This window comes from Pseudomonas chlororaphis subsp. chlororaphis (genome assembly GCF_003945765.1).
GTDB lineage: Bacteria > Pseudomonadota > Gammaproteobacteria > Pseudomonadales > Pseudomonadaceae > Aquipseudomonas > Aquipseudomonas chlororaphis.
In genome coordinates, this window is record NZ_CP027712.1 from 2,521,112 (window position 1) to 2,540,390 (window position 19,279).

Genomic DNA, 19,279 nt, shown 5'->3' on the forward strand with positions numbered 1-19,279 from the left:
GCTGGCCGTTCCTGTTGCGGGACCGTTGCTACCAGCGCTTCGAAGCAAATTATTGATAGCGCAATTGATCAAGTCCAGTTTCTAATTGTGATCAACCAATAACTCTGGTTTATCGATTATGGACCTGCGTGACCTGACCTATTTCGAAACCATCGCCGAGCTCGGCCACCTCGGGCGCGCGGCGCAGAAGCTCAATCGCAGCCAGCCGGCGCTGACCAAGAGCATCCAGCGCCTGGAGGAGTCCTTTGGCACCAAGCTATTCGAGCGTGACGGGCGGCGGATCAAGCTGACGGCGGTGGGCCAGTTGCTGCAACAGCGCGCCCGGCAGTTGCAGCAGAACATCGCCGAGACCCATCGCGAGGTGCGCGATTTTGCCAGCGGCGTGCTCGGCAATATTCGCCTGGGCTGTGCCGCCAGCATGGCCGAGCACTTGCTGCCGCAAATGACCGCAACGCTGCTGGAGCGCGCCCCGGACATCACCCTGAACCTGGTGATCGGCCAGGACGACGTGCTCCGCGACTCCCTGCGTTCGGGGCGCCTGGACATGGTGATTTGCCCGCTGTCCGAGGGTGACCCGCACCTGAGCCATCACACTCTGTTCGAAGACCAGGCCGTGGTGGTGGCCAGCCGCGACCATCCGGTGTTCGACACGCCGATGCGCCTGCAAGACCTGTGTGACTACCGTTGGGTACTGCCGGGAACCGGGGTCTCGGCCCGCCGCTGGATCGACAATGTGTTCCAGAGCCACCAGCTGCCACTACCGGCGGTGCAGATCGAGACCAACACCATTTCCCTGCTGCCGCGGCTGATCGCCAAGACCGGGCTGCTGAGCTTCCTGGCCCGGGAAACCCTGGACGACTTCAAGGGCATCGCCCACCTGCGGGAAGTGCCGCTGGCGCAAACCCGCATGCATCGCAGCATCGTGGTACTGGTGCGGACCGAAGGCTACCTGTCGCCGGCGGCCCAGCTGCTTTTGGATTTGCTCAAGCGCGATGGGCGGCAGTTCTTCACCGCGGGCTGAATAGCGCCTGGTAACGGGCTACGCATGGCGTGCCTCTGTAGGAGCAGCCGGTCGACGCTCGATTGCTCGCGATAGCCGGCAAAGCCGGCGTAATTGAATGCTGCTGGTCGATCAGTGTGCGGGGCTTTGCGTCAGCGAGGCGGGAATGTCCCGCATGGCATGCAGGACGCGCCACGCGTCAATGGGGGGCGTCGTGCCGGGCGTAGAACACCAGATAGGGATAGTGACTCAATGGCCAGTAGAGAAGCCCCGGCAAATCGAGCTCATGGGGGTAGCGAGAAAGGCCTGAGGCCGGATGCCGGGCGATATGCGCATAGGCGGCTTGCAGGTCGTCGATGAAGCCCAGGGTCGCCTGCTCGGCCTGTTGAGCCAGGTAGTCATCGATAGCATCTTCTACATCCTGATTGGCCAGGGTCTCGGAATGTCCTGCTGTGTCTTCATTCCTTGCGGACCCTGGCGCGTAGAGCGTCGAAGTAACAATCGCCCACAGGAGCGCCAGGCGCCGATTCAGCTCCTGCGAGCAGCAGGCCGCGCAGGTACTGTCGATCCTGATCCTTGCGGATCAGCTCCCGGACGTACTCGCTGCTGGTGCTGTAGCCCCGCTGGCTGACCTGATCGTCGACAAAGGCCTTGAGGGCTTCCGGCATGGAAATGTTCATGGTGCTCATGGTTTTGTCCACGCTTGGCAAAAATTGCCAAAGGTTACGCCTCCAGCCTCACCTTGCCAGCGAGGAACATCAGGGACATGCCGCCGATCCACGGCGCCACGCTGGGCTCCCACCGCAAGGGCCAACCACCAAGCTCGCGGCCAACCGATGCGGTCGTTAGCGTGCCGTTCGCAGTGCCGGTACATGAGTTTCATCGGGGCAACAGACACCGGCTTCAGCGGGTCTCGATCTGCGCCTGCAACTGTCCGCCCACGATAGACACCTCGCGCAACTGCGCGCCGTCGCGGATCACGAACAAGGCATCCATGCCGCGCTCCTGGGCCAACCGCGGTCCCTCGACTTCGCCGAGCACCAGCAGCGCGGTGGCCCAGGCATCGGCCAGCATGCAGTTGGCGGCCACCACGCTGACCGAGGCCAGGCGGTTGTCCAGGGGCGCGCCGGTGGCCGGGTCGAGGGTATGGGCATAGGACTGCCCGGCGATCTCCACCCAGCGCCGGTAGTCGCCGGAGGTGGCAATGGCTGCATTGCTCAGTTCCATCACCCCCATGACTTGGCGTACCCCACGCAGGGGTTTCTCCAAGGCCACGGTCCAGGGTTGTCCGGCGGGCTTGCTGCCCCTGGCGCGCATTTCGCCGTCGATCCCCACCAGATAGTCACGGATGCCCGAGGCTTCCAGGGCGCGGGCCAGTTCATCGACGCCAAAACCCTTGGCAATGCCATTGAGGTCCAGGCGCAGCTTGGCCCGCTTGCGCAAGCGGTGGCGCCGGGGTTGCAGCTCCAGGCCGTAGCTGGCGGGGGCGAGGCGCTGCCGGCCCAGCTCGGCCAGCGCCGGCTGATCCAGTGTCCGGGCCGTGGGGCCGAAGCCCCAGCCCTGGACCAGTTCGCCCACGGCAATCTCGAAGGCCCCTGCGGATTGCTCGCTGACCTGCAGCGCCGTGGTGATGACGTTCATCAGTTCCCTGGGCACGCTGACCCAGTGGTGCCTGGGCGCCGAGTTGAGTCGGTTGAGATCGGACGTGGGGTTCCAGCTCGACATCTGTTGTTCAACCCGTTCTACCGCCTGGGCCAGGCGGTCCGCGATGTCTCGGGTAGCGAATCCCGGGGCGGCATAGAACAGCGCGGTGTAGCGGCTGCCCATGGTCGGGCCGTTGAGGCTGTAGCGTTGCAGTCCGGCGGTTTCAGTAGATGTCTTCACGGTAACGTCCTTGGGCCTTGAGGGTCAGTACGCTGAGGTTGAGCGGCGCCAGCACTTCGTCCAGGGCCTGGATCACCCCCTTGGCCATGTCCCGGCTGCCGCAGACCAGCACCTGGGCGCCTTTTTCCACCAGCCGGCGTAGCGCCAGGGCATCGGCGAGCAGCCGGTCCTGCACGTAGCCGCGCGCCGGGACCCGGGAGAAGGCCGCGTGCAGGGCGGTCAGGCGTCGGTCGGCCAGATAGCCCTTGAGTTCCGGCTCGTAGAGGAAGTCCGAGGCCGGGTGGCGCCCGCCCCAGTACAGGTGCATCGGTTGCCGGGCCCGGTTGCCGCGGATAAAGCCCGCCAGGGGGCCGATCCCGGTACCGGCGCCGATCAGGATCACTGGTTGCGGGCCCTGGACCGGACGAAATTGCGGGTTGGGCTGGATAAAGCCCTGGATCCGCGCTCCCGCTTGCAGGTCATGGAGAAAGCCTGAGCACAGGCCACCAGGGTGCTTGCGCACGCAGATCTCCAGGACCCCGTCGGCACTGCTGCTGGCCAGGGAGTAGAAACGCGGCTGCGCAGTGCCGGGGGGCAGGATGCCCACCAGGTCGCCGGCCTGGAATTCGGGCAAGCCTTGGCCGCTGCCGTCGGCCGGGGCCTTGAAGCGCAGGATCCGGGTCGGTGCCTGGACCTGGGCGCCATAGGCCACGGACTCGACCAGCTCCAGGTCATGGCTGGGCGGGGTTTGGCTGTGGTGCTGCAAGTCCAGCTCCAGCCCCAGGGCCGCTCCCAGCGCCTGGCCCCAGCGCTGGAACTCCTGGGCGCACTGGCGATGGATGCAGTCCAGGGGCAGCAGGGGTCGCGCACCGCTGGCGGCCAGGGCGTTCTGCACTTGCTCGGCGAAGCCGCAGAAGCGTGGGAACTGACGGTCGCCAAAACCCAGCACGGCAAATGGCAGCCCGGGCCCCGGCGGGTTTTGCCCCAGGCGCGCGAGAAAAGCCGTGGCCGAGGCCGGGGCATCGCCATCGCCGTGGGTGGCCGTAAGGATCAGCAGGTGGCGCGCCTTGGGGTAATCGCTTTGCAACTGGTTCATCGGCGCGCTGTGGACCTTGATCCCGGCCATCACCAGGGCCTGGTGCAAAGTGTGGGCAAAGCCCCAGGTGCTGTTGTTCTCGCTGCCCACCAGGATCACGCAGTCGGCGTTGGCGGCCGTGCTGTTGTCGTGGATCGGCGTGGCGCCGCGGCGCCGGCGCCACCACAGCCACAGGCCGGTGACGCTCATCAGCGGCACGCCCAGGGCGCAGGTCCCCAGCAGCAGGCCCAGCCACCACAGGCCTTCGCCAGTGTGCAGTTGGTAGATGAATGCATAGGCCTGATGCGCGCCGGCGTAGGGCTGGAAGGACAGCAGGGCGCCGCTGGCCTGGTCGACATAGCCCTCGCCGGCGGTGGTGCGCAGGCTGTACAGGTCCTGGGGGTTGCCAGGGCTGGGGTAGACCAGCTCGCGCAGGTCATTCAGGTCCAGGGCCTGCAACGCCGGCAGGCTGGCCACCGGCAAGGCCGGGCCGGCGCTGAGCAGGGTGGGGACGGCCGGGTCGGCCTGGCTGCCGTCGGCAATCAAGCCGAAGGTGCCGGCCGACAGGTACAACCCGCTCAGGGCCGACAGCAGCAGGCCCAGGGTGGTCAGGCGTCCGAGCTCGGCGTGCCAGCGCTGGCTGAAGCTGCCCCGCAAGGGCCGCAGCAGGTTGCCCCAGCCGCCGACGCGGCGGGCCAGCAACACGGCACCGGAGCACGCCAGCAAAAGCATCGCCAGGGCGCCCAGGGCCGATACGGCGTGGCCCGTCGTGTCGAGAAACAGCGAGCGGTGCAGTTCCTTGACCCAACGGGCAAACGCCGAGGGGGCGTAGGGCGCGAGCACCGAGCCGGTCAGCGGGTCGACCGTGCTGGCCAGCGCCTGGCCGTCCTGGCTGTGGTAGACGATCACCGAACCCGAGGGCGTGCGCCGGATTTGCTCGATCCCGCTCAGATGGCTGGCAATGCGTCCGGCCAGTTGCCCGACCGAGACTTGCGCCGCAGCCGGTTGGGGGGTATGCAGGCGTTCCAGCGCCGGGTTCAGTGCCAGGGTCGCGCCGCTGATGGCCAGCAGCATCACCAGCAGGGCGGCGATCAGCCCGGGAATCGAGTGCAACGAGCGCAACATGGTTGTGCCTCCTGACGGCGTGGGCATTACAGGTCGTAGCGCAGGGATTGCACGTAGGTGCTGCCGCTGGCCGGCTGGCCTGCGCCCTGGAGTGTCAGGGGCAGGACCACGTCGGCGCGGACATCGCGCTGGTCCTCCACGGCGCTGTCGATGCGGATCTGATACCCGGCGTCGATCAGGCTGTCCGCCAGCTCGGCGCTGACGGTCAGGGTCTCGCCGCTGCCGACGCTGGCACCGCTGATGCCGTCGTACTGGGCGGCGGCCATGCGGCTGCCCCGGGCCCAGTCCGGCAGGTGCTTGTAGTACTTGGCCTTCTTGCCGGCGACCCACAGGGTCTGCTGGTAGGTGCCATTGGCGTCGGTGAGGTAGATCGCCAGGTAAGCGTCATTGCCGCTGTAGTCCTTCAGGCGGGTGGTCAGGGTCACTTCACGGGCCTGGGCCAGCCCAGGCAAGGCCAGAACCGCGGCGAGGCAACTGGCGACGACAAGCTTGTTCATGAGGGTGTCCTTTTCGAGTGATGTGGCTGCAGCCTGAGCCGCTTAGCTGACAGCAACCTGAAGGACGTTGAAAAAGCTTCGAGGCCGGGCGAATGGGCTTTTCATGATCTGGCTCCGGCTGTCGGGGGGCGCGTGTGGCTACCCTGATGAGGATTTTGATGGCCAGCTGAATCTTCAGGTTGGCGTCAGGTTCGGCGGTTAAGGTGCGTCACCACACAGATCAGGGGAGGGCGTCATGCGGGTGTTATTGGTCGAGGACGCGGCGGTACTCGGGGAAGCGGTGCGCGAGCAGATTGCCGACGATGGCCACGCCGTGGATTGGGTGCAGCGCCTGGAGCAGGCCCGGGCCAGTGTCGCCAGCACAGCCTACGACCTGATCCTGCTGGACCTGATGCTGCCCGACGGGCGCGGCCTGGAATTTCTGCGCCAGCGCCGCGGTGCCGGAGACGTGACGCCGGTGATCATCCTCACCGCCCAGGACCAGATTTCCGAGCGCATCGCCGGGCTCAACGCCGGTGCCGATGATTACCTGGTCAAGCCCTTCGACTTGTTTGAGCTCTCGGCGCGGGTCGCGGCGGTGGCCCGGCGCTACAGCGGCAACCCCAACCCGCAGATCCGTCTCGGCGAGCTGCAAGTGAATATCAGCGCCCGCACCGTGCAGCGCGGCGGCGCCATCATCGATCTCACCGCCCGTGAGTGGGCGGTGTTCGAGGCCTTTGTCCAGCGCCCCAGCGCCTTGCTCTCCAAGTCCCAGCTGGAGGAGCGGCTGTATGCCTTCGGCGCGGAAATCGAGAGCAACACCATCGAGGTCTACGTCAGCCGGCTGCGCAAGAAACTCGGGCGCGAACTGATCGAAACCGTGCGCGGCATGGGCTACCGGCTGATGCCCGCATGAAGCGTCCGACCAGCCTGCAAAAGCGCCTGAGCCTGGGGCTGACCCTGGGCATGACCCTACTCTGGCTGGGGGCCACCGCCGGCACCTGGCTGGCGGTCCAGCATGAGTTGGAAGAAACCTTCGACAGCGCCCTGGAAGCCACGGCCCAGCGCATCCTGCCCCTGGCCGCGCTGGAAATCGGCAACCGTTCCGGGCCGCGCCGAGCCCGACATGTGGCGACCCTGAAGATGGACAGCGAATACCTGACCTACGTGGTGCGCGACGCCGAGGGGCAGATTCTGATGCGCTCCCACGACGCCAAGCTGAAGATCTTCAGCCACCGGCCCAGCCCGGGGTTTACCACCCGGGGCAAATACCGCTTGTACAGCGCCAGCGCCGAGAACGACTCGATCGTCATCGAGATCGCCGAGCCCCTGGCCCAGCGCCGCGAAGCTTCCCGGGAGGCGCTGTTCGCCTTGCTGGTGCCCTTGCTCGGGTTGATTCCCGTCAGCCTGCTGGGCACCTGGCTGTTCGTGCGCATCAGCCTGCGCAGCGTCTTGGCCTACCGGCGAGCAGTGGAGGCCCGCGGTGTGGGCGACCTGTCACCAATCAAGGTGGCGCGCCTGCCGGCGGAAATCGATCCCCTGGCCGAAGCGGTCAACCATCTGCTGGAGCGCCTGCGCAAAGCCCTGGAAACCGAGCGCAGCTTTACCGCCAACAGCGCCCATGAATTGCGCACGCCCCTGGCGGCGACCCTGGCGCAGATCCAGCGCCTGCGCCATGAAGCCCCGGAGGGGCCGTTGCAGCTACGGGCGGCGAAGATCGAGAACGCCCTGCGGGAGCTGGCCCGGCTCTCGGAAAAACTCATGCAGCTGGCCAAGGCCGAGGGCGGCGGGCTGTTGTCCGAAACCCCCGAGGACTTGATTCCGCTGCTGGCCCACGGTGTGGAGGAGTGGAATCGCGGCGCTGCGCCGCGCATCCGGCTGCAGTTGCCGGAGACGGCCCGGGTGTGTGCTGCCATCGACCCGGACGCCTTTGGCATCCTGCTGCGCAACTTGATCGAAAACGCCCTGAAGTACGGCGATCCGTTGCAGCCGGTAGACGTCAGCCTTGGCGCCGATGGTTGCCTGCGGGTGGTCAATGGCGGGCCGGTGGTGCCGCCGCCAGTGCTGCAACGCCTGACCGAGCGTTTTGTCCGCGGCAACAGCGAGGCCAGCGGCTCCGGCCTGGGGCTGGCGATTGCCCAGAGCATCGTTCACGGCGTGGGCGGCGAACTGCACCTGGCATCACCGGCCAGTGGCCGTTGCGATGGGTTCGAGGTGCGCGTGCAATTTCCCGTGTAGGGCCGGCGTGCGAAGGCGCCGCCGGCTCCAGGGGGGTGGGTCGTGGGGGCGGGCTTACTCGCCGCGAATGTACTGTTCCAGCTGGCGGATCAGGTCGGCCTGTTCGGCGATGGCTTCCTTGACCAGGTCGCCGATCGACAGCAGGCCCAGCAACTGGCCGTCTTCCACCACCGGCAGGTGCCGCAGGTGGCTGTCGGTCATGATGCCCATGCAGGTCTCCACGCTCTGGTGCGAGTCCACGGTGATCACCGGCGAGCTCATGATCGCGCTGACCGGCGTGCCCACCGAGGAGCGGCCGTGCAGCACCAGTTTGCGCGCGTAGTCGCGTTCGCTGATCACCCCGACCACTTCGCCGTTCTGCATCACGGGCAGGGCGCCGACGTTCTTCTCGGCCATCAGCATCAGTGCTTCGAGCACCATCTGGTGGGGCGCGATGGTGTGCACTTGCTGGTTGTGCCTGGCCTTCAACTTCAGTACTTCAGCGACGCTCTTCATGGGGCGCTCCTGTTGTTTTGCCCAGGGCGGCCTGGCGCCGCCCCGAGGGGGTCTCTACAGAATCGTAGAGAGTGAACGAAGGGGCAAGGTTGAAAGCGGCGCTCACAGGAGGAAAAACGCCACTGAATCGTTTCTGCCTGGAAAGCGCCCCGTCACGGGGCGTCCAGGCGTTGCTCAATGGTCGAAGCGCGCCAGGGAAAACGCGCTCAAATCGATCTCGCTGCGTCCGTCCACCAGCCGCTGGGCCAGGGCTTCGCCAATCGCCGCCGAGTGCTTGAAGCCGTGGCCGGAACAGGCGCTGACCACCGTGACATTGGCCAGGCGCGGGTTCTCGTCGATGATGAAGTGCGAGTCCGGGGTCACGGTGTAGGCGCAGACCGCGGACTTCACCAGTTGCGGCGTCACCCCGGCGATATTGGCCAGCACCAGGTCGCGGTACATCGCCTCGCTCTGCGCCGCGCTGACCTGGCGGTCCAGGCTGTCTGGGGTCGAGGTCTCGCTGTACTGCTCGGTGGCGATCTTCATGCTGCCTTCGCCGGGTATCGGCGGAAAGCCGTAGCAGGTCTGCTCGTCGCTGGCGCCGTGGACGATAAAGCTCGGCGAGTGCTCGGGGAAGATCACCGGCTCCGCCAGTTGGTACCAGTACAAGGTCTGCCGGCAGACCCGCAGCAGCTTGTCGAACGGCGCGCCGAGCAATTGGCTGGACCACATGCCGGCACAGACCACCACTTTGGCCGCAGTGATGTGCCGGTTCTGGCAGGTGACCTGTACCCGGCCCGGGTCGCTGTCGATACCCAGCACCGTCTCGCCGGTGATCAGGGTCGCGCCCAGCTGGCGGGCCAGGCTCAGCTGCGCATCGATGCAACGCTCCGGCCGCACATAACCGCCGCCGGGTTCGAAGTAACCCAGGGCGCCGTCGTGGATCGGCGCGAACTGCGGGAAGCGCTGGCGGATCTGCGCGGCGTCCAGCACCTCATGCTCGATGCCGAATTGGCGAGCCAGGGCCAGGGTGTTTTCGGTGAAATCCGGCGTGCCGTCCTGGCCGCTCGGGGTGGCGCTGGAGGTCATCACCAGCACGCCGCACTGCTCGAACAACGGCTGCTTTGTCGGTACATCCAGCTCGGCTTCCAGCTCGCGCCAGATTTGCTGCGCGCGGATCGCCAGCGGCACATAGGCGGCGCCTTCGCCCACCGCCTGGCGGGTGATGCGGGTGTCGCCATGGCTCGAACCCTGGTCGTGGGGCGGGGCAAAACGGTCGATGCCGGCCACCTTCACGCCACGCTTGGCCAACTGGTACAGGGTCGCGGCGCCCATGGCGCCGAGGCCTACTACAACAACGTCGAACTCGGGTGTCTGCATGGCAGTGTCCTTGAAAGTGGCGGCTCAGCGGCGATTGATGTTGGCCAGGGTCATGGGCGCGATGAGCCGGTGGAACGGCGCCACCGGCAGCATGTACAGGCGCCCCAGCAGGTTGTGCGGATGGACCACGGTGGACAGCACCACCGGGCGTTGGCCCTCGGCGGTCAGCGGCAGGCGGTTGAGGGACAGGTACACGTCCAGGTGCTTGTCGCGGTCCACCACCAGCACCTCGTCGGGGGCCTGGGCAACCAGGGTGAAGATGCCGACCCGGTCGTCCGGCCGGTAATCCTCGTCCGCCCTGGTCAGGTCTATGTGTGTCAGGCGCCCCAGGTCCTTGAGGCCGAACAACTGCACTACACGGTTGCGCAGGCCCATCATCCGGTCGATCCAGGCCGGGGTCTGGCTCATCAGGTTGAGCAGGTGGCGCATGGCCGTGCGGTCGGGGTCGTTGGCCAGCACCTGGCGGCAATCGATGAAGCTCGCCCCGACCGCCAGGTTGGCAATGCTGGATTGGCTGGGCAATGGACAAGGCTGGACGGCGGTCTGCATCGATACGGTTCCCTGTAAAAATGGCGGTGCCCGGCTGCACCGCAAGCGGCAAAAAATATCATTGTTTGTGGTTGGGGGGACCCGCTGGATGCTGCTGCGCCCCTGTAGCCGCTGCCGAGCCCGCGAGGTTGCGACAAGGCCCGCAGGGCCTTCATGGGTCTTGAGATCGCCGCGTCCCTGCGGGCCGATCGCAGCCTGCGGCAGCGGCTACACGAAGCCAGACCCCGCCTGTAGCCGCTGCCGAGCCTGCGAGGCTGCGACAAGTCCCGCAGGGCCTTCATGGGTCTTGAGATCGCCGTGTCCCTTTGGGCCGATCGCAGCCTGCGGCAGCGGCTACAGGGTTTTGTGTGGGGGCTAAAAGCAAAAAAGGCGCCCGAGGAGGGCGCCAAGGAGTCACCTGAACCGAGGGAGCCAGGCGAGCCCGTTCGCAGGGGTGTCGCGGTGGTAAGGCGCGACTGAACGGAAGAGGGCAGCGGCGCCCGCCGCGATGGCGGGCGCGGGGTGTCATTTGCCGAGCTTGATCCGCGTCCAGCCGCGGTTCATCACGCGCTGGATGGCGATCGGCTGGTCGGGTACCGCGTACAGGGTGGCGAGCACGGCCTGCGGCGGGTACGAGGCCGGGTCGTTGCGGATGGCTTCGTCCACCAGCGGCGTGGCGGCGGCGTTGGCGTTGCTGTAGCCGAGGCTGTTGGTGACCTCGGCGATGATGTCCGGGCGCATCAGGAAGTTCATGAACAGGTAGGCGTTGTCGACGTTGGCCGCGTCCTTGGGCATGGCCATCATGTCGTAGAAGCTGCCGGCGCCTTCCTTGGGAATGCTGAAGGCGACCTTTTCCTTGTTGCCGGCCTCTTCGGCGCGCGAGCGGGCCTGCAGCACGTCGCCGGAGTAACCCACGGCCACGCAGATATTGCCGTTGGCCAGGTCGGAGATGTACTTGGAGGAATGGAAGTAGGTCACCGAAGGACGGATCTTCATGAACAGCGCCTCGGCCTCGAGGATCTGCGCCTTGTCCTTGCTGGTCACCGGGTAGCCCAGGTAGTGCAGGGCGGCGGGGAGCATTTCCGTCGGCGAGTCGAGGAAGCTGATTCCGCAAGCCTTGAGCTTCTCGGCGTTCTCCGGCTTGAACAGCAGGTCCCAGGAGTTGGTCGGCGCGTCGCTACCGAGCACCGCCTTGACCTTGTCCGGGTTGTAGCCGATGCCGATCGAGCCCCACATGTACGGGAAGGCGTGAGCGTTGTCCGGGTCGCTGGCGGCGACGTTCTGCAGCAGCACCGGGTTGAGGTTCTTCCAGTTCGGCAGTCGCGACTTGTCCAGTTCCTGGTAGACCCCGGCCTTGATCTGCTTGGCCATAAAGCTGTTGGACGGGACCACGATGTCATAGCCGGACTTGCCGGTGAGCAGGCGCGCTTCCAGGGTTTCGTTGCTGTCGAAGACATCGTAGATGACATGGATGCCGGTCTCGGCCTCGAACTTCTTCAGGGTGTCCGGGGCGATATAGTCCGACCAGTTGTAGACACGCAGCTCCTTGTCGCTGGCTTGAGCGCCGGTCACCATCGTGCCCATCAAGGACAGGGTCAGCATGGTTTTGGCGAACAGTGTCCTGCCAAGCATTTTCATCACTACAACTCCATTTCTTATTGTGCAGAATTGCTGCATTCGCAATGCGGTGTGTCAGGGTGGGCGCCATCGCCAGCAAGCTGGCTCCTACAGGGACGGTGCATGTCTGTAGGAGCGAGCGTGCTGGCGATCCAGGCGCTGCCGTGTGTCGTGAACGCGATGGCCTAGGCCGTCGCAGGCGCTGGTGCAGCAGGTTTGCTGGCGGCCGCTGGCTGCCAGGCTTCGTTGGCGGTGTAGTCCATGGCTTCCTGGATCGCCCGCTTGCGGGCCGCTTCGGCGCGCCGGCCGAAGTACCAGACCAGGAAGGTCACCAGCGACACCGCCAGCAAGATCAGGCTGGCCACCGCGTTGATCTCCGGTTTCACCCCGAGGCGCACCGCCGAGAACACTTCCATCGGCAAGGTGGTGGAACCCGGGCCGGAGACGAAGCTCGCCAGCACCAGATCGTCCAGGGACAGGGCGAAGGACATCATGCCGCCGGCCGCCAGCGACGGGGCGATCATCGGGATGGTGATCAGGAAGAACACCTTCCACGGCCGCGCCCCCAGGTCCATGGCCGCCTCTTCGATGGACAGGTCCAGCTCACGCAAGCGCGCGGAGACTACCACGGCCACATAGGCGGCGCAGAATGTGGTGTGGGCGATCCAGATGGTGACGATGCCACGCTCCTGCGGCCAGCCGATCAACTGGGCCATGGCCACGAACAACAGCAGCAGCGACAGGCCGGTGATCACCTCCGGCATCACCAGCGGCGCGGTGACCAGGCCGCCGAACAGGGTGCGGCCCTTGAAGCGGGTGACCCGGGTCAGCACGAAGGCCGCCAGGGTGCCCAGGGCCACCGCGGCGATCGCGGTGTAGCAGGCGATCTCCAGGGAGCGCACCACCGAGCCCATCAACTGCTGGTTATCCAGCAGGCCGACGTACCACTTCACCGACCAGCCGCCCCAGACCGTCACCAGCTTGGAGGCGTTGAACGAGTAGATCACCAGGATCAGCATCGGCAGGTAAATGAACACCAGGCCGAGCACCAGCATCAGGCTGGAAAATCCGAAACGTTTCATGCCCGTCCCTCCATCTCTTTGGCCTGGCTGCGGTTGAACAGCAGGATCGGAATAATCAGGATCGCCAGCATCACCACCGCCAGGGCGGAGGCCACCGGCCAGTCGCGGTTGTTGAAGAACTCCTGCCACAGCACGCGGCCGATCATCAGGGTCTCCGGGCCGCCCAGCAGCTCGGGAATCACGAACTCGCCGACCACCGGAATGAACACCAGCATGCAACCGGCAATGATGCCGTTCTTGGCCAGGGGCACGGTGATTTTCCAGAAGTTGTTGAAGTTGCTCGAACCCAGGTCCGACGCGGCCTCCAGCAGGCTTTGGTCGTGCTTGACCAGGTTGGCGTACAGCGGCAGCACCATGAACGGCAGGTAGGCGTAGACCACGCCGATATAGACCGCGGTGTTGGTGTTGAGGATCTCGATCGGTTCCGAGGTCAGGCCGCTCCACATCAGGAAACCGTTGAGCAAACCGTTGTTGCTGAGGATGCCCATCCAGGCATAGACGCGGATCAGGATCGCGGTCCAGGTCGGCATCATGATCAGCAGCAGCAAGACGTTCTGGGTTTCCTTGCTGGCCTTGGTGATCGCGTAGGCCATGGGGAAGCCGATTACCAGACACATCAGGGTGCTGAGCAGGGCGACTTTCAGCGAGCCGAGGTAGGCTGAGATGTACAGCTCGTCACCCACCAGCAGCGCGTAGTTGCCGACGTTGAGCAGCAGCTGGAATTTCTGTTCGGCGAAGCTGTAGATCTCCGAGTAGGGCGGAATGGCCAGGGCCGCTTCCGAGAAGCTGATCTTCATCACCAGGAAAAACGGCAGCATGAAGAACAGGAACAGCCAGAGGAATGGAATGCCGATCACCAGCTTGCGACCGCTGGGCAGCACACGGGACAAACGCTGATTGAGAGTCATGCTGGAGGTATTCATGCGCGCAGTACCACGCCGCTGTCGTCTTCCCACCAGACGTACACCTGGTCGTCCCAGGTCGGCCGCGCGCCGCGGCGTTCGGCGTTGGCCATGAACGACTGGACGATCTTGCCGCCGGGCAGTTCGACGTAGAACACCGAATGCCCGCCGAGGTAGGCGATGTCATGCACCTTGCCCCGGGACCAGTTGTAGCGGTGCTCGGGTTGGCGGGTGCTGACCAGCATCTTTTCCGGGCGGATGGCGTAGGTCACCGACTTGTCCTGCACCGAGGTGCTGACGCCATGGCCGACGTAGATCTGCTGTTCCAGCTCCGGGCAGTGGATCACCGCGTGACCTTCCAGGTCTTCGATGACGGTGCCGTCGAAGGCGTTCACGTTGCCGATGAACTCGCAGACCATGCGGCTGACCGGGGCTTCGTAGATGTCGATCGGGCTGCCGATCTGGGCGATCCAGCCCAGGTGCATGATGGCGATGCGCTGGGCCATGGTCATGGCCTCTTCCTGGTCATGGGTCACCATCACGCAGGTCACGCCGACGCGCTCGATGATCTCCACCAGTTCCAGCTGCATCTGCGAGCGCAGCTTTTTATCCAGGGCGCCCATGGGTTCGTCGAGCAGCAGCAGCTTCGGCCGCTTGGCCAGGGAGCGGGCCAGGGCCACGCGCTGGCGCTGGCCGCCGGACAGCTGGTGCGGCTTGCGCCTGGCGTACTGGGTCATGTGCACCAGGCGCAGCATCTCTTCCACCCGCGCGTCGATCTCGCTGGCCGGCAGGCGGTCCTGCTTGAGGCCGAAGGCGATGTTCTGCGCCACGGTCATGTGCGGGAACAAGGCATAGGACTGGAACATCATGTTGATCGGCCGCTCATAGGGCGGCATGTCGGTGATGTCCACGCCGTCCAGGTAGATACGCCCCTCCGTCGGCCGCTCGAAGCCCGCCAGCATGCGCAGCAGGGTGGACTTGCCGGAACCCGAGCCACCGAGCAGGGCGAAGATCTCGCCCTGGTGAATGTCCAGGGACACATCGTCCACGGCCACGGTTTCATCGAACTTCTTGGTCACGCGGTCGACTCTCACCAGCACCTTCTGCGGTTGCGGGTGACCTTCCAGAGCCTTTCTGTACGTGCTGGAGGCGTTTGCCATGTGGAACTCCCAACAGATGTCAGTCGTCGGGCCAAAGCGGCCCGGCTTAATAGATGGATGACAAACCCGCGGTGGCGGGTTTATTCGGCGCTGCCGTCCTGGCGGCCTGACGCTGGTTCTTGTTGTTAAAAGCAGGTTCTCGTAGTGCTGGGTGTGGCTTGAACCGCCCCACGGCCCGGGGCGGGCGCACAAAGGCGCGCCGCCGCCGGCCAGGGGGCGTGGCAGTCAATTTCGTGGGTGAAGCTTTTGATCAGTGGCCGTTGCGCTGCGCCGCCCGTTGCCGGCAGGCATCGCCGAAGGCCTGGAAGATCCGCAGGTAGACCGGGTTCGACAGCACCTGCCATTCCGGATGCCACTGCACGCCCAGGGCAAAGGCCGTGCTGTGTTCCACCGACACGGCTTCTATCAGGCCGTCCGGTGCCAGCGCCTCGGCGCGCAGGCCGGGGGCCAGGCGGTCGATGCCCTGGCTGTGGATCGAGTTGACCTGGAATTCCTGGGGCAGGTCCAGGGCCTGGAACACGCCGCCCGCTTGCACCCTGACGGCATGGGCGGGGGCATATTGCACGGCCAGGTCCGGGTGGGCGGCTTCGCGGTGATCGAGGTAGCCCGGCAACTCATGCACCTTCTGGTGCAGGCTGCCGCCGAAGGCCACGTTCATTTCCTGGAAGCCGCGGCAGATGCCCAGCACCGGCACGCCGGCGGCAATCGCCGCGCGCAGCAGGGGCAGGGTGGTGGCATCGCGCTGGGGATCGTGGGCGGTGCCCGGTTCGCTGTCCGGGCCCTGATAGTGGAAGGGCTCCACATTCGACGGAGAGCCGGTGAACAGCAGGCCGTCCAGGTTCTGCAGCAGAGCCTCGGTATCGATGAGGTCCGCCAGGGAAGGAATGATCAGGGGCAGGCCCTCGGCCGCGCTGCTGACAGCACGCAAGTACTTGTCGCCGCTGACGTGGTAGGGGTGCAGCCCGATCTCTTTGACGCACGCAGTAACGCCGATCAATGGCTTGAATGCCATTTTTATCACCTCGAAATTCACGCTGGAACGAGTTTTTCCAGAGCTTATCCTCGTTGATTTTAATTAACAACTTCCGTGTAAAAAATTCTAAACGCAGCTCGTCGGATATTCGGTATCTGTGGGTCTATTGCCTGCTTGTGCGACCATATAGGGCAAAATATTTAACGCTGTGGGCCCCGTGTTCGCTATTGACTTCACTTTTCCTTTCGGATTGACTGCTGCCACGAAACCGCTTTGAACATAATAATTAACACATAGGTGCATCATGTCGGTCCCACTGCGTGCCGTTCAGCTCAACGAAGCCAACGCCTTCCTGAAGAACCATCCCGAGATCCTCTACGTCGACCTGCTGATTGCAGACATGAACGGCGTGGTGCGCGGCAAGCGCATCGAACGTACTGCCCTGCACAAGGTGTACGAGAAGGGCATCAACCTGCCGGCCTCGCTGTTCGCCCTGGACATCAACGGCTCCACCGTGGAAAGCACCGGCCTGGGCCTGGACATCGGCGACGCCGACCGCATCTGCTACCCGATCCCCGGCACCCTCAGCGTCGAGCCCTGGCAGAAGCGCCCGACCGCGCAACTGCTGATGACCATGCACGAAATCGAAGGCCAGCCGTTCTTCGCCGACCCGCGCGAAGTGCTGCGTCAAGTCGTTGCCAAGTTCGACGAACTGGGCCTGACCCTCTGCGCCGCCTTCGAGCTGGAGTTCTACCTGATCGACCAGGACAACGTGAACGGTCGCCCGCAGTCGCCACGTTCGCCGATTTCCGGCAAGCGTCCGCAGTCGACCCAGGTCTATCTGATCGACGACCTCGACGAATACGTCGACTGCCTGCAAGACATCCTCGAAGGCGCGAAAGAGCAGGGCATCCCCGCTGACGCCATCGTCAAGGAAAGCGCCCCGGCGCAGTTCGAGGTCAACCTGCACCACGTCTCCGACCCGATCAAAGCCTGCGACTACGCGGTGCTGCTCAAGCGCCTGGTGAAAAACATCGCCTACGACCATGAGATGGACACCACCTTCATGGCCAAGCCGTACCCGGGCCAGGCCGGCAACGGCCTGCACGTGCACATCTCGATTCTCGACAAGCAAGGCAACAACATCTTCGCCAGCGACGACCCGGAAACCAACGACGCCCTGCGCCACGCCATCGGCGGCGTGCTGGAAACCCTGCCGGCGCAGATGGCGTTCCTCTGCCCGAACGTCAACTCCTACCGCCGCTTCGGCGCACAGTTCTACGTGCCGAACTCGCCGAGCTGGGGCATCGACAACCGCACCGTGGCCGTGCGCGTGCCGACCGGTTCTTCCGACGCCGTACGCATCGAACACCGTGTCGCCGGCGCTGACGCCAACCCCTACCTGCTGATGGCTTCGGTACTGGCCGGTATTCACCACGGCCTGACCAACCAGATCGAGCCCGGCGCGCCGGTGGAAGGCAACTCCTACGAGCAGAACGAGCAGAGCCTGCCGAGCAACCTGCGCGACGCCCTGCGCGTGCTGGACGACAGCGAGGTGATGGCCAAGTACATCGACCCGATGTACATCGACGTGTTCGTCGCCTGTAAGGAAAGCGAGCTGGCCGAGTTCGAAAACTCGATCTCCGACCTCGAATACAACTGGTACCTGCACACGGTCTGATGGCCGTTCCTTATCCTGCGTTGAGTATTTGCCATGACTAAATCCCGCAGCGACTGGGAGCAGCGCTTCCAGTCCTTGACCCTCGAAGGTCGCGCCTTTATCGACGGCCAGTATTGCCACGCCGCCAGCGCGGCCACTTTCGAGTGCATCAGCCCGGTGGACGGGCGCTTTTTGGCCAACGTCGCCAGCACCGACGAGGCCGACGCCAACCGGGCGGTGCAGGTGGCACGCCAGGCGTTCGAGTCCGGCGTGTGGTCGCGCAAGGCCCCGGCCGAGCGCAAGCGCGTGCTGATCCGCTTCGCCGATTTGATCCTCGAGCACCAGGAAGAACTGGCGCTCCTGGAAACCCTGGACATGGGCAAGCCCATCGGCGATTCCCTGAGCATCGACGTACCGGCCACCGCCAACGCGATCCGCTGGAGCGCCGAGGCCATCGACAAAATCTACGACGAAGTCGCGGCCACGCCCCACGATCAACTGGGCCTGGTGACTCGCGAAGCCTCCGGCGTGGTGGCGGCCATCGTGCCGTGGAACTTCCCGCTGATCATGGCCAGCTGGAAATTCGCCCCGGCCCTGGCGGCGGGCAACTCGTTCATCCTCAAGCCTTCGGAAAAGTCGCCGCTGACCGCGATCCGCATCGCCCAGCTGGCGCTGGATGCCGGCATCCCCAAGGGCGTGTTCAATGTGCTGCCGGGCTACGGCCACACTGTGGGCAAGGCCCTGGCCCTGCATATGGACGTGGACGTGCTGGCGTTCACCGGCTCCACCGCGGTGGGCAAGCAACTGCTGGTGTATTCCGGCCAGAGCAACATGAAGCGGGTGTGGCTGGAGGCGGGCGGCAAGAGCCCCAACGTGGTGTTCGCCGACGCGCCAGACCTGCGCGCTGCGGCAGAAGCGGCGGCCAGCGCCATCGCCTTCAACCAGGGCGAAGTCTGCACCGCCGGTTCGCGCCTGTTGGTGGAACGCTCGATCCGCGAGCAATTCATTCCGCTGCTGGTGGAGGCCCTCAAGGCCTGGAAACCCGGGCATGCCTTGGACCCTGCGACCCGCGTCGGCGCGCTGGTGGATCAGCGCCAGCTGGACAACGTGCTGCGCTACATCGGCATCGGCAAGGAGCAGGGCGGTCAATTGCTGGCTGGCGGCGCGCGGACCCTGGAAAGCACCGGCGGCCTGTATGTCGAGCCGACCATTTTCGACGGCGTGACCAACGCCATGACCATCGCCCGCGAAGAGATCTTCGGCCCGGTGCTGTCGGTGATCAGCTTCGACACCGAGGAAGAGGCGCTGACGATCGCCAACGACAGCATCTTCGGCCTCGCCGCCGGGGTCTGGACCAGCAACCTCAGCCGCGCCCATCGCTTCGCCCGTGGCCTGCGCGCCGGCAGCGTGTGGGTCAACCAGTACGACGGCGGCGACATGACCGCGCCGTTCGGCGGCTTCAAACAGTCGGGCAATGGTCGCGACAAATCGCTGCATGCCTTCGACAAGTACACCGAGCTGAAAGCGACCTGGATCAAGCTCTAGGCGCTTTACGAAAACTCGTCGAGCGGCGATCAGGCAAGGCAAAAACAGGCGAGGAACGGCCGGGGTCGCGTTCGACTGTAGGGGCCTACATGAGCATTCCGAGCCTGTTTTTAACGCAGCCTGATCGACGCGCAGACAGTTGTCGTTAAGACGACTACCTATAACAACGGCGGGGCGGGCT

18 protein-coding genes are annotated in these 19,279 nt (G+C 65.1%); 5 read left to right on the top strand and 13 right to left on the bottom strand.

The window, feature by feature from the left end:
* Positions 1 to 118 precede the first annotated feature (118 nt).
* Positions 119 to 1,021 carry a LysR family transcriptional regulator gene (locus C4K27_RS11710; protein WP_053260543.1) on the top strand — a complete coding sequence of 301 codons (903 nt, stop codon included), beginning with the start codon at positions 119 to 121 and terminating at the stop codon, positions 1,019 to 1,021.
* Positions 1,022 to 1,199: 178 nt separating this feature from the next.
* Here C4K27_RS11710 and C4K27_RS11715 read toward each other — a convergent pair whose 3' ends face one another.
* The 5 genes from C4K27_RS11715 to C4K27_RS11735 all read right to left on the bottom strand — a co-directional run bounded on the left by C4K27_RS11715 (position 1,200) and on the right by C4K27_RS11735 (position 5,560).
* Positions 1,200 to 1,568 carry a type II toxin-antitoxin system RelE/ParE family toxin gene (locus C4K27_RS11715; protein ID WP_394325640.1) on the bottom strand — a complete coding sequence of 123 codons (369 nt, stop codon included), beginning with the start codon at positions 1,566 to 1,568 and terminating at the stop codon, positions 1,200 to 1,202.
* Complete coding sequence (locus C4K27_RS11720; protein ID WP_053260615.1) at positions 1,459 to 1,689, bottom strand: ribbon-helix-helix domain-containing protein; 231 nt, start codon at positions 1,687 to 1,689, stop codon at positions 1,459 to 1,461. The genes C4K27_RS11715 and C4K27_RS11720 overlap by 110 nt, the downstream gene beginning before the upstream one ends.
* A 214-nt stretch (positions 1,690 to 1,903) precedes the next feature.
* Positions 1,904 to 2,884 carry an FAD:protein FMN transferase gene (locus C4K27_RS11725; protein ID WP_053260545.1) on the bottom strand — a complete coding sequence of 327 codons (981 nt, stop codon included), beginning with the start codon at positions 2,882 to 2,884 and terminating at the stop codon, positions 1,904 to 1,906.
* Positions 2,868 to 5,063, bottom strand: coding sequence for a PepSY domain-containing protein (locus C4K27_RS11730; RefSeq protein ID WP_053260546.1), 2,196 nt, complete (start codon positions 5,061 to 5,063; stop codon positions 2,868 to 2,870). Before C4K27_RS11730 ends, C4K27_RS11725 begins: the two co-directional genes overlap by 17 nt.
* Positions 5,064 to 5,089: 26 nt before the next feature.
* Positions 5,090 to 5,560, bottom strand: coding sequence for a DUF2271 domain-containing protein (locus tag C4K27_RS11735; RefSeq protein ID WP_053260547.1), 471 nt, complete (start codon positions 5,558 to 5,560; stop codon positions 5,090 to 5,092).
* A gap of 235 nt (positions 5,561 to 5,795) precedes the next feature.
* Between C4K27_RS11735 and C4K27_RS11740 the strand changes: the two genes are divergently transcribed.
* Positions 5,796 to 6,455, top strand: a complete 660-nt coding sequence (locus tag C4K27_RS11740) for a response regulator transcription factor (protein ID WP_053260548.1) — start codon at positions 5,796 to 5,798, stop codon at positions 6,453 to 6,455.
* The gene (locus C4K27_RS11745) at positions 6,452 to 7,777 is read left to right on the top strand and encodes an ATP-binding protein (protein WP_053260549.1); all 1,326 of its coding nucleotides are present in this window, start codon (positions 6,452 to 6,454) and stop codon (positions 7,775 to 7,777) included. Before C4K27_RS11740 ends, C4K27_RS11745 begins: the two co-directional genes overlap by 4 nt.
* A gap of 54 nt (positions 7,778 to 7,831) precedes the next feature.
* Here the strand turns inward: C4K27_RS11745 and C4K27_RS11750 are convergent, their stop codons facing one another.
* The 8 genes from C4K27_RS11750 to C4K27_RS11785 all read right to left on the bottom strand — a co-directional run bounded on the left by C4K27_RS11750 (position 7,832) and on the right by C4K27_RS11785 (position 15,932).
* Positions 7,832 to 8,272: a CBS domain-containing protein gene (locus C4K27_RS11750; RefSeq protein WP_053260550.1), complete on the bottom strand. Its 441-nt coding sequence runs from the start codon at positions 8,270 to 8,272 to the stop codon at positions 7,832 to 7,834.
* Between the two features lie 174 nt (positions 8,273 to 8,446).
* Positions 8,447 to 9,631 (bottom strand): N-methyl-L-tryptophan oxidase, encoded by a 1,185-nt coding sequence (gene solA, locus C4K27_RS11755; RefSeq protein ID WP_053260551.1) that lies wholly within the window; start codon positions 9,629 to 9,631, stop codon positions 8,447 to 8,449.
* Between the two features lie 24 nt (positions 9,632 to 9,655).
* The gene (locus C4K27_RS11760; RefSeq protein WP_053260552.1) at positions 9,656 to 10,180 is read right to left on the bottom strand and encodes a DUF2867 domain-containing protein; all 525 of its coding nucleotides are present in this window, start codon (positions 10,178 to 10,180) and stop codon (positions 9,656 to 9,658) included.
* Between the two features lie 504 nt (positions 10,181 to 10,684).
* Positions 10,685 to 11,791, bottom strand: coding sequence for a polyamine ABC transporter substrate-binding protein (locus C4K27_RS11765; RefSeq protein ID WP_394325641.1), 1,107 nt, complete (start codon positions 11,789 to 11,791; stop codon positions 10,685 to 10,687).
* Between the two features lie 170 nt (positions 11,792 to 11,961).
* The gene (locus tag C4K27_RS11770) at positions 11,962 to 12,858 is read right to left on the bottom strand and encodes an ABC transporter permease subunit (RefSeq protein WP_009043201.1); all 897 of its coding nucleotides are present in this window, start codon (positions 12,856 to 12,858) and stop codon (positions 11,962 to 11,964) included.
* The gene (locus C4K27_RS11775) at positions 12,855 to 13,736 is read right to left on the bottom strand and encodes an ABC transporter permease subunit (protein ID WP_162235127.1); all 882 of its coding nucleotides are present in this window, start codon (positions 13,734 to 13,736) and stop codon (positions 12,855 to 12,857) included. Before C4K27_RS11775 ends, C4K27_RS11770 begins: the two co-directional genes overlap by 4 nt.
* Before the next feature lie 41 nt (positions 13,737 to 13,777).
* Positions 13,778 to 14,920: an ABC transporter ATP-binding protein gene (locus C4K27_RS11780; protein ID WP_007922906.1), complete on the bottom strand. Its 1,143-nt coding sequence runs from the start codon at positions 14,918 to 14,920 to the stop codon at positions 13,778 to 13,780.
* Positions 14,921 to 15,170: 250 nt separating this feature from the next.
* On the bottom strand, positions 15,171 to 15,932 hold the full coding sequence (locus tag C4K27_RS11785; RefSeq protein ID WP_053260554.1) for a gamma-glutamyl-gamma-aminobutyrate hydrolase family protein: 762 nt from the start codon (positions 15,930 to 15,932) through the stop codon (positions 15,171 to 15,173).
* A 265-nt stretch (positions 15,933 to 16,197) separates the two neighbouring features.
* Here C4K27_RS11785 and C4K27_RS11795 point away from each other — a divergent pair, with 265 nt between their 5' ends.
* The gene (locus tag C4K27_RS11795; RefSeq protein WP_053260555.1) at positions 16,198 to 17,574 is read left to right on the top strand and encodes a glutamine synthetase family protein; all 1,377 of its coding nucleotides are present in this window, start codon (positions 16,198 to 16,200) and stop codon (positions 17,572 to 17,574) included.
* 33 nt (positions 17,575 to 17,607) lie between these two features.
* Positions 17,608 to 19,098, top strand: coding sequence for an aldehyde dehydrogenase (locus C4K27_RS11800; protein ID WP_053260556.1), 1,491 nt, complete (start codon positions 17,608 to 17,610; stop codon positions 19,096 to 19,098).
* Positions 19,099 to 19,279: the final 181 nt, after the last annotated feature.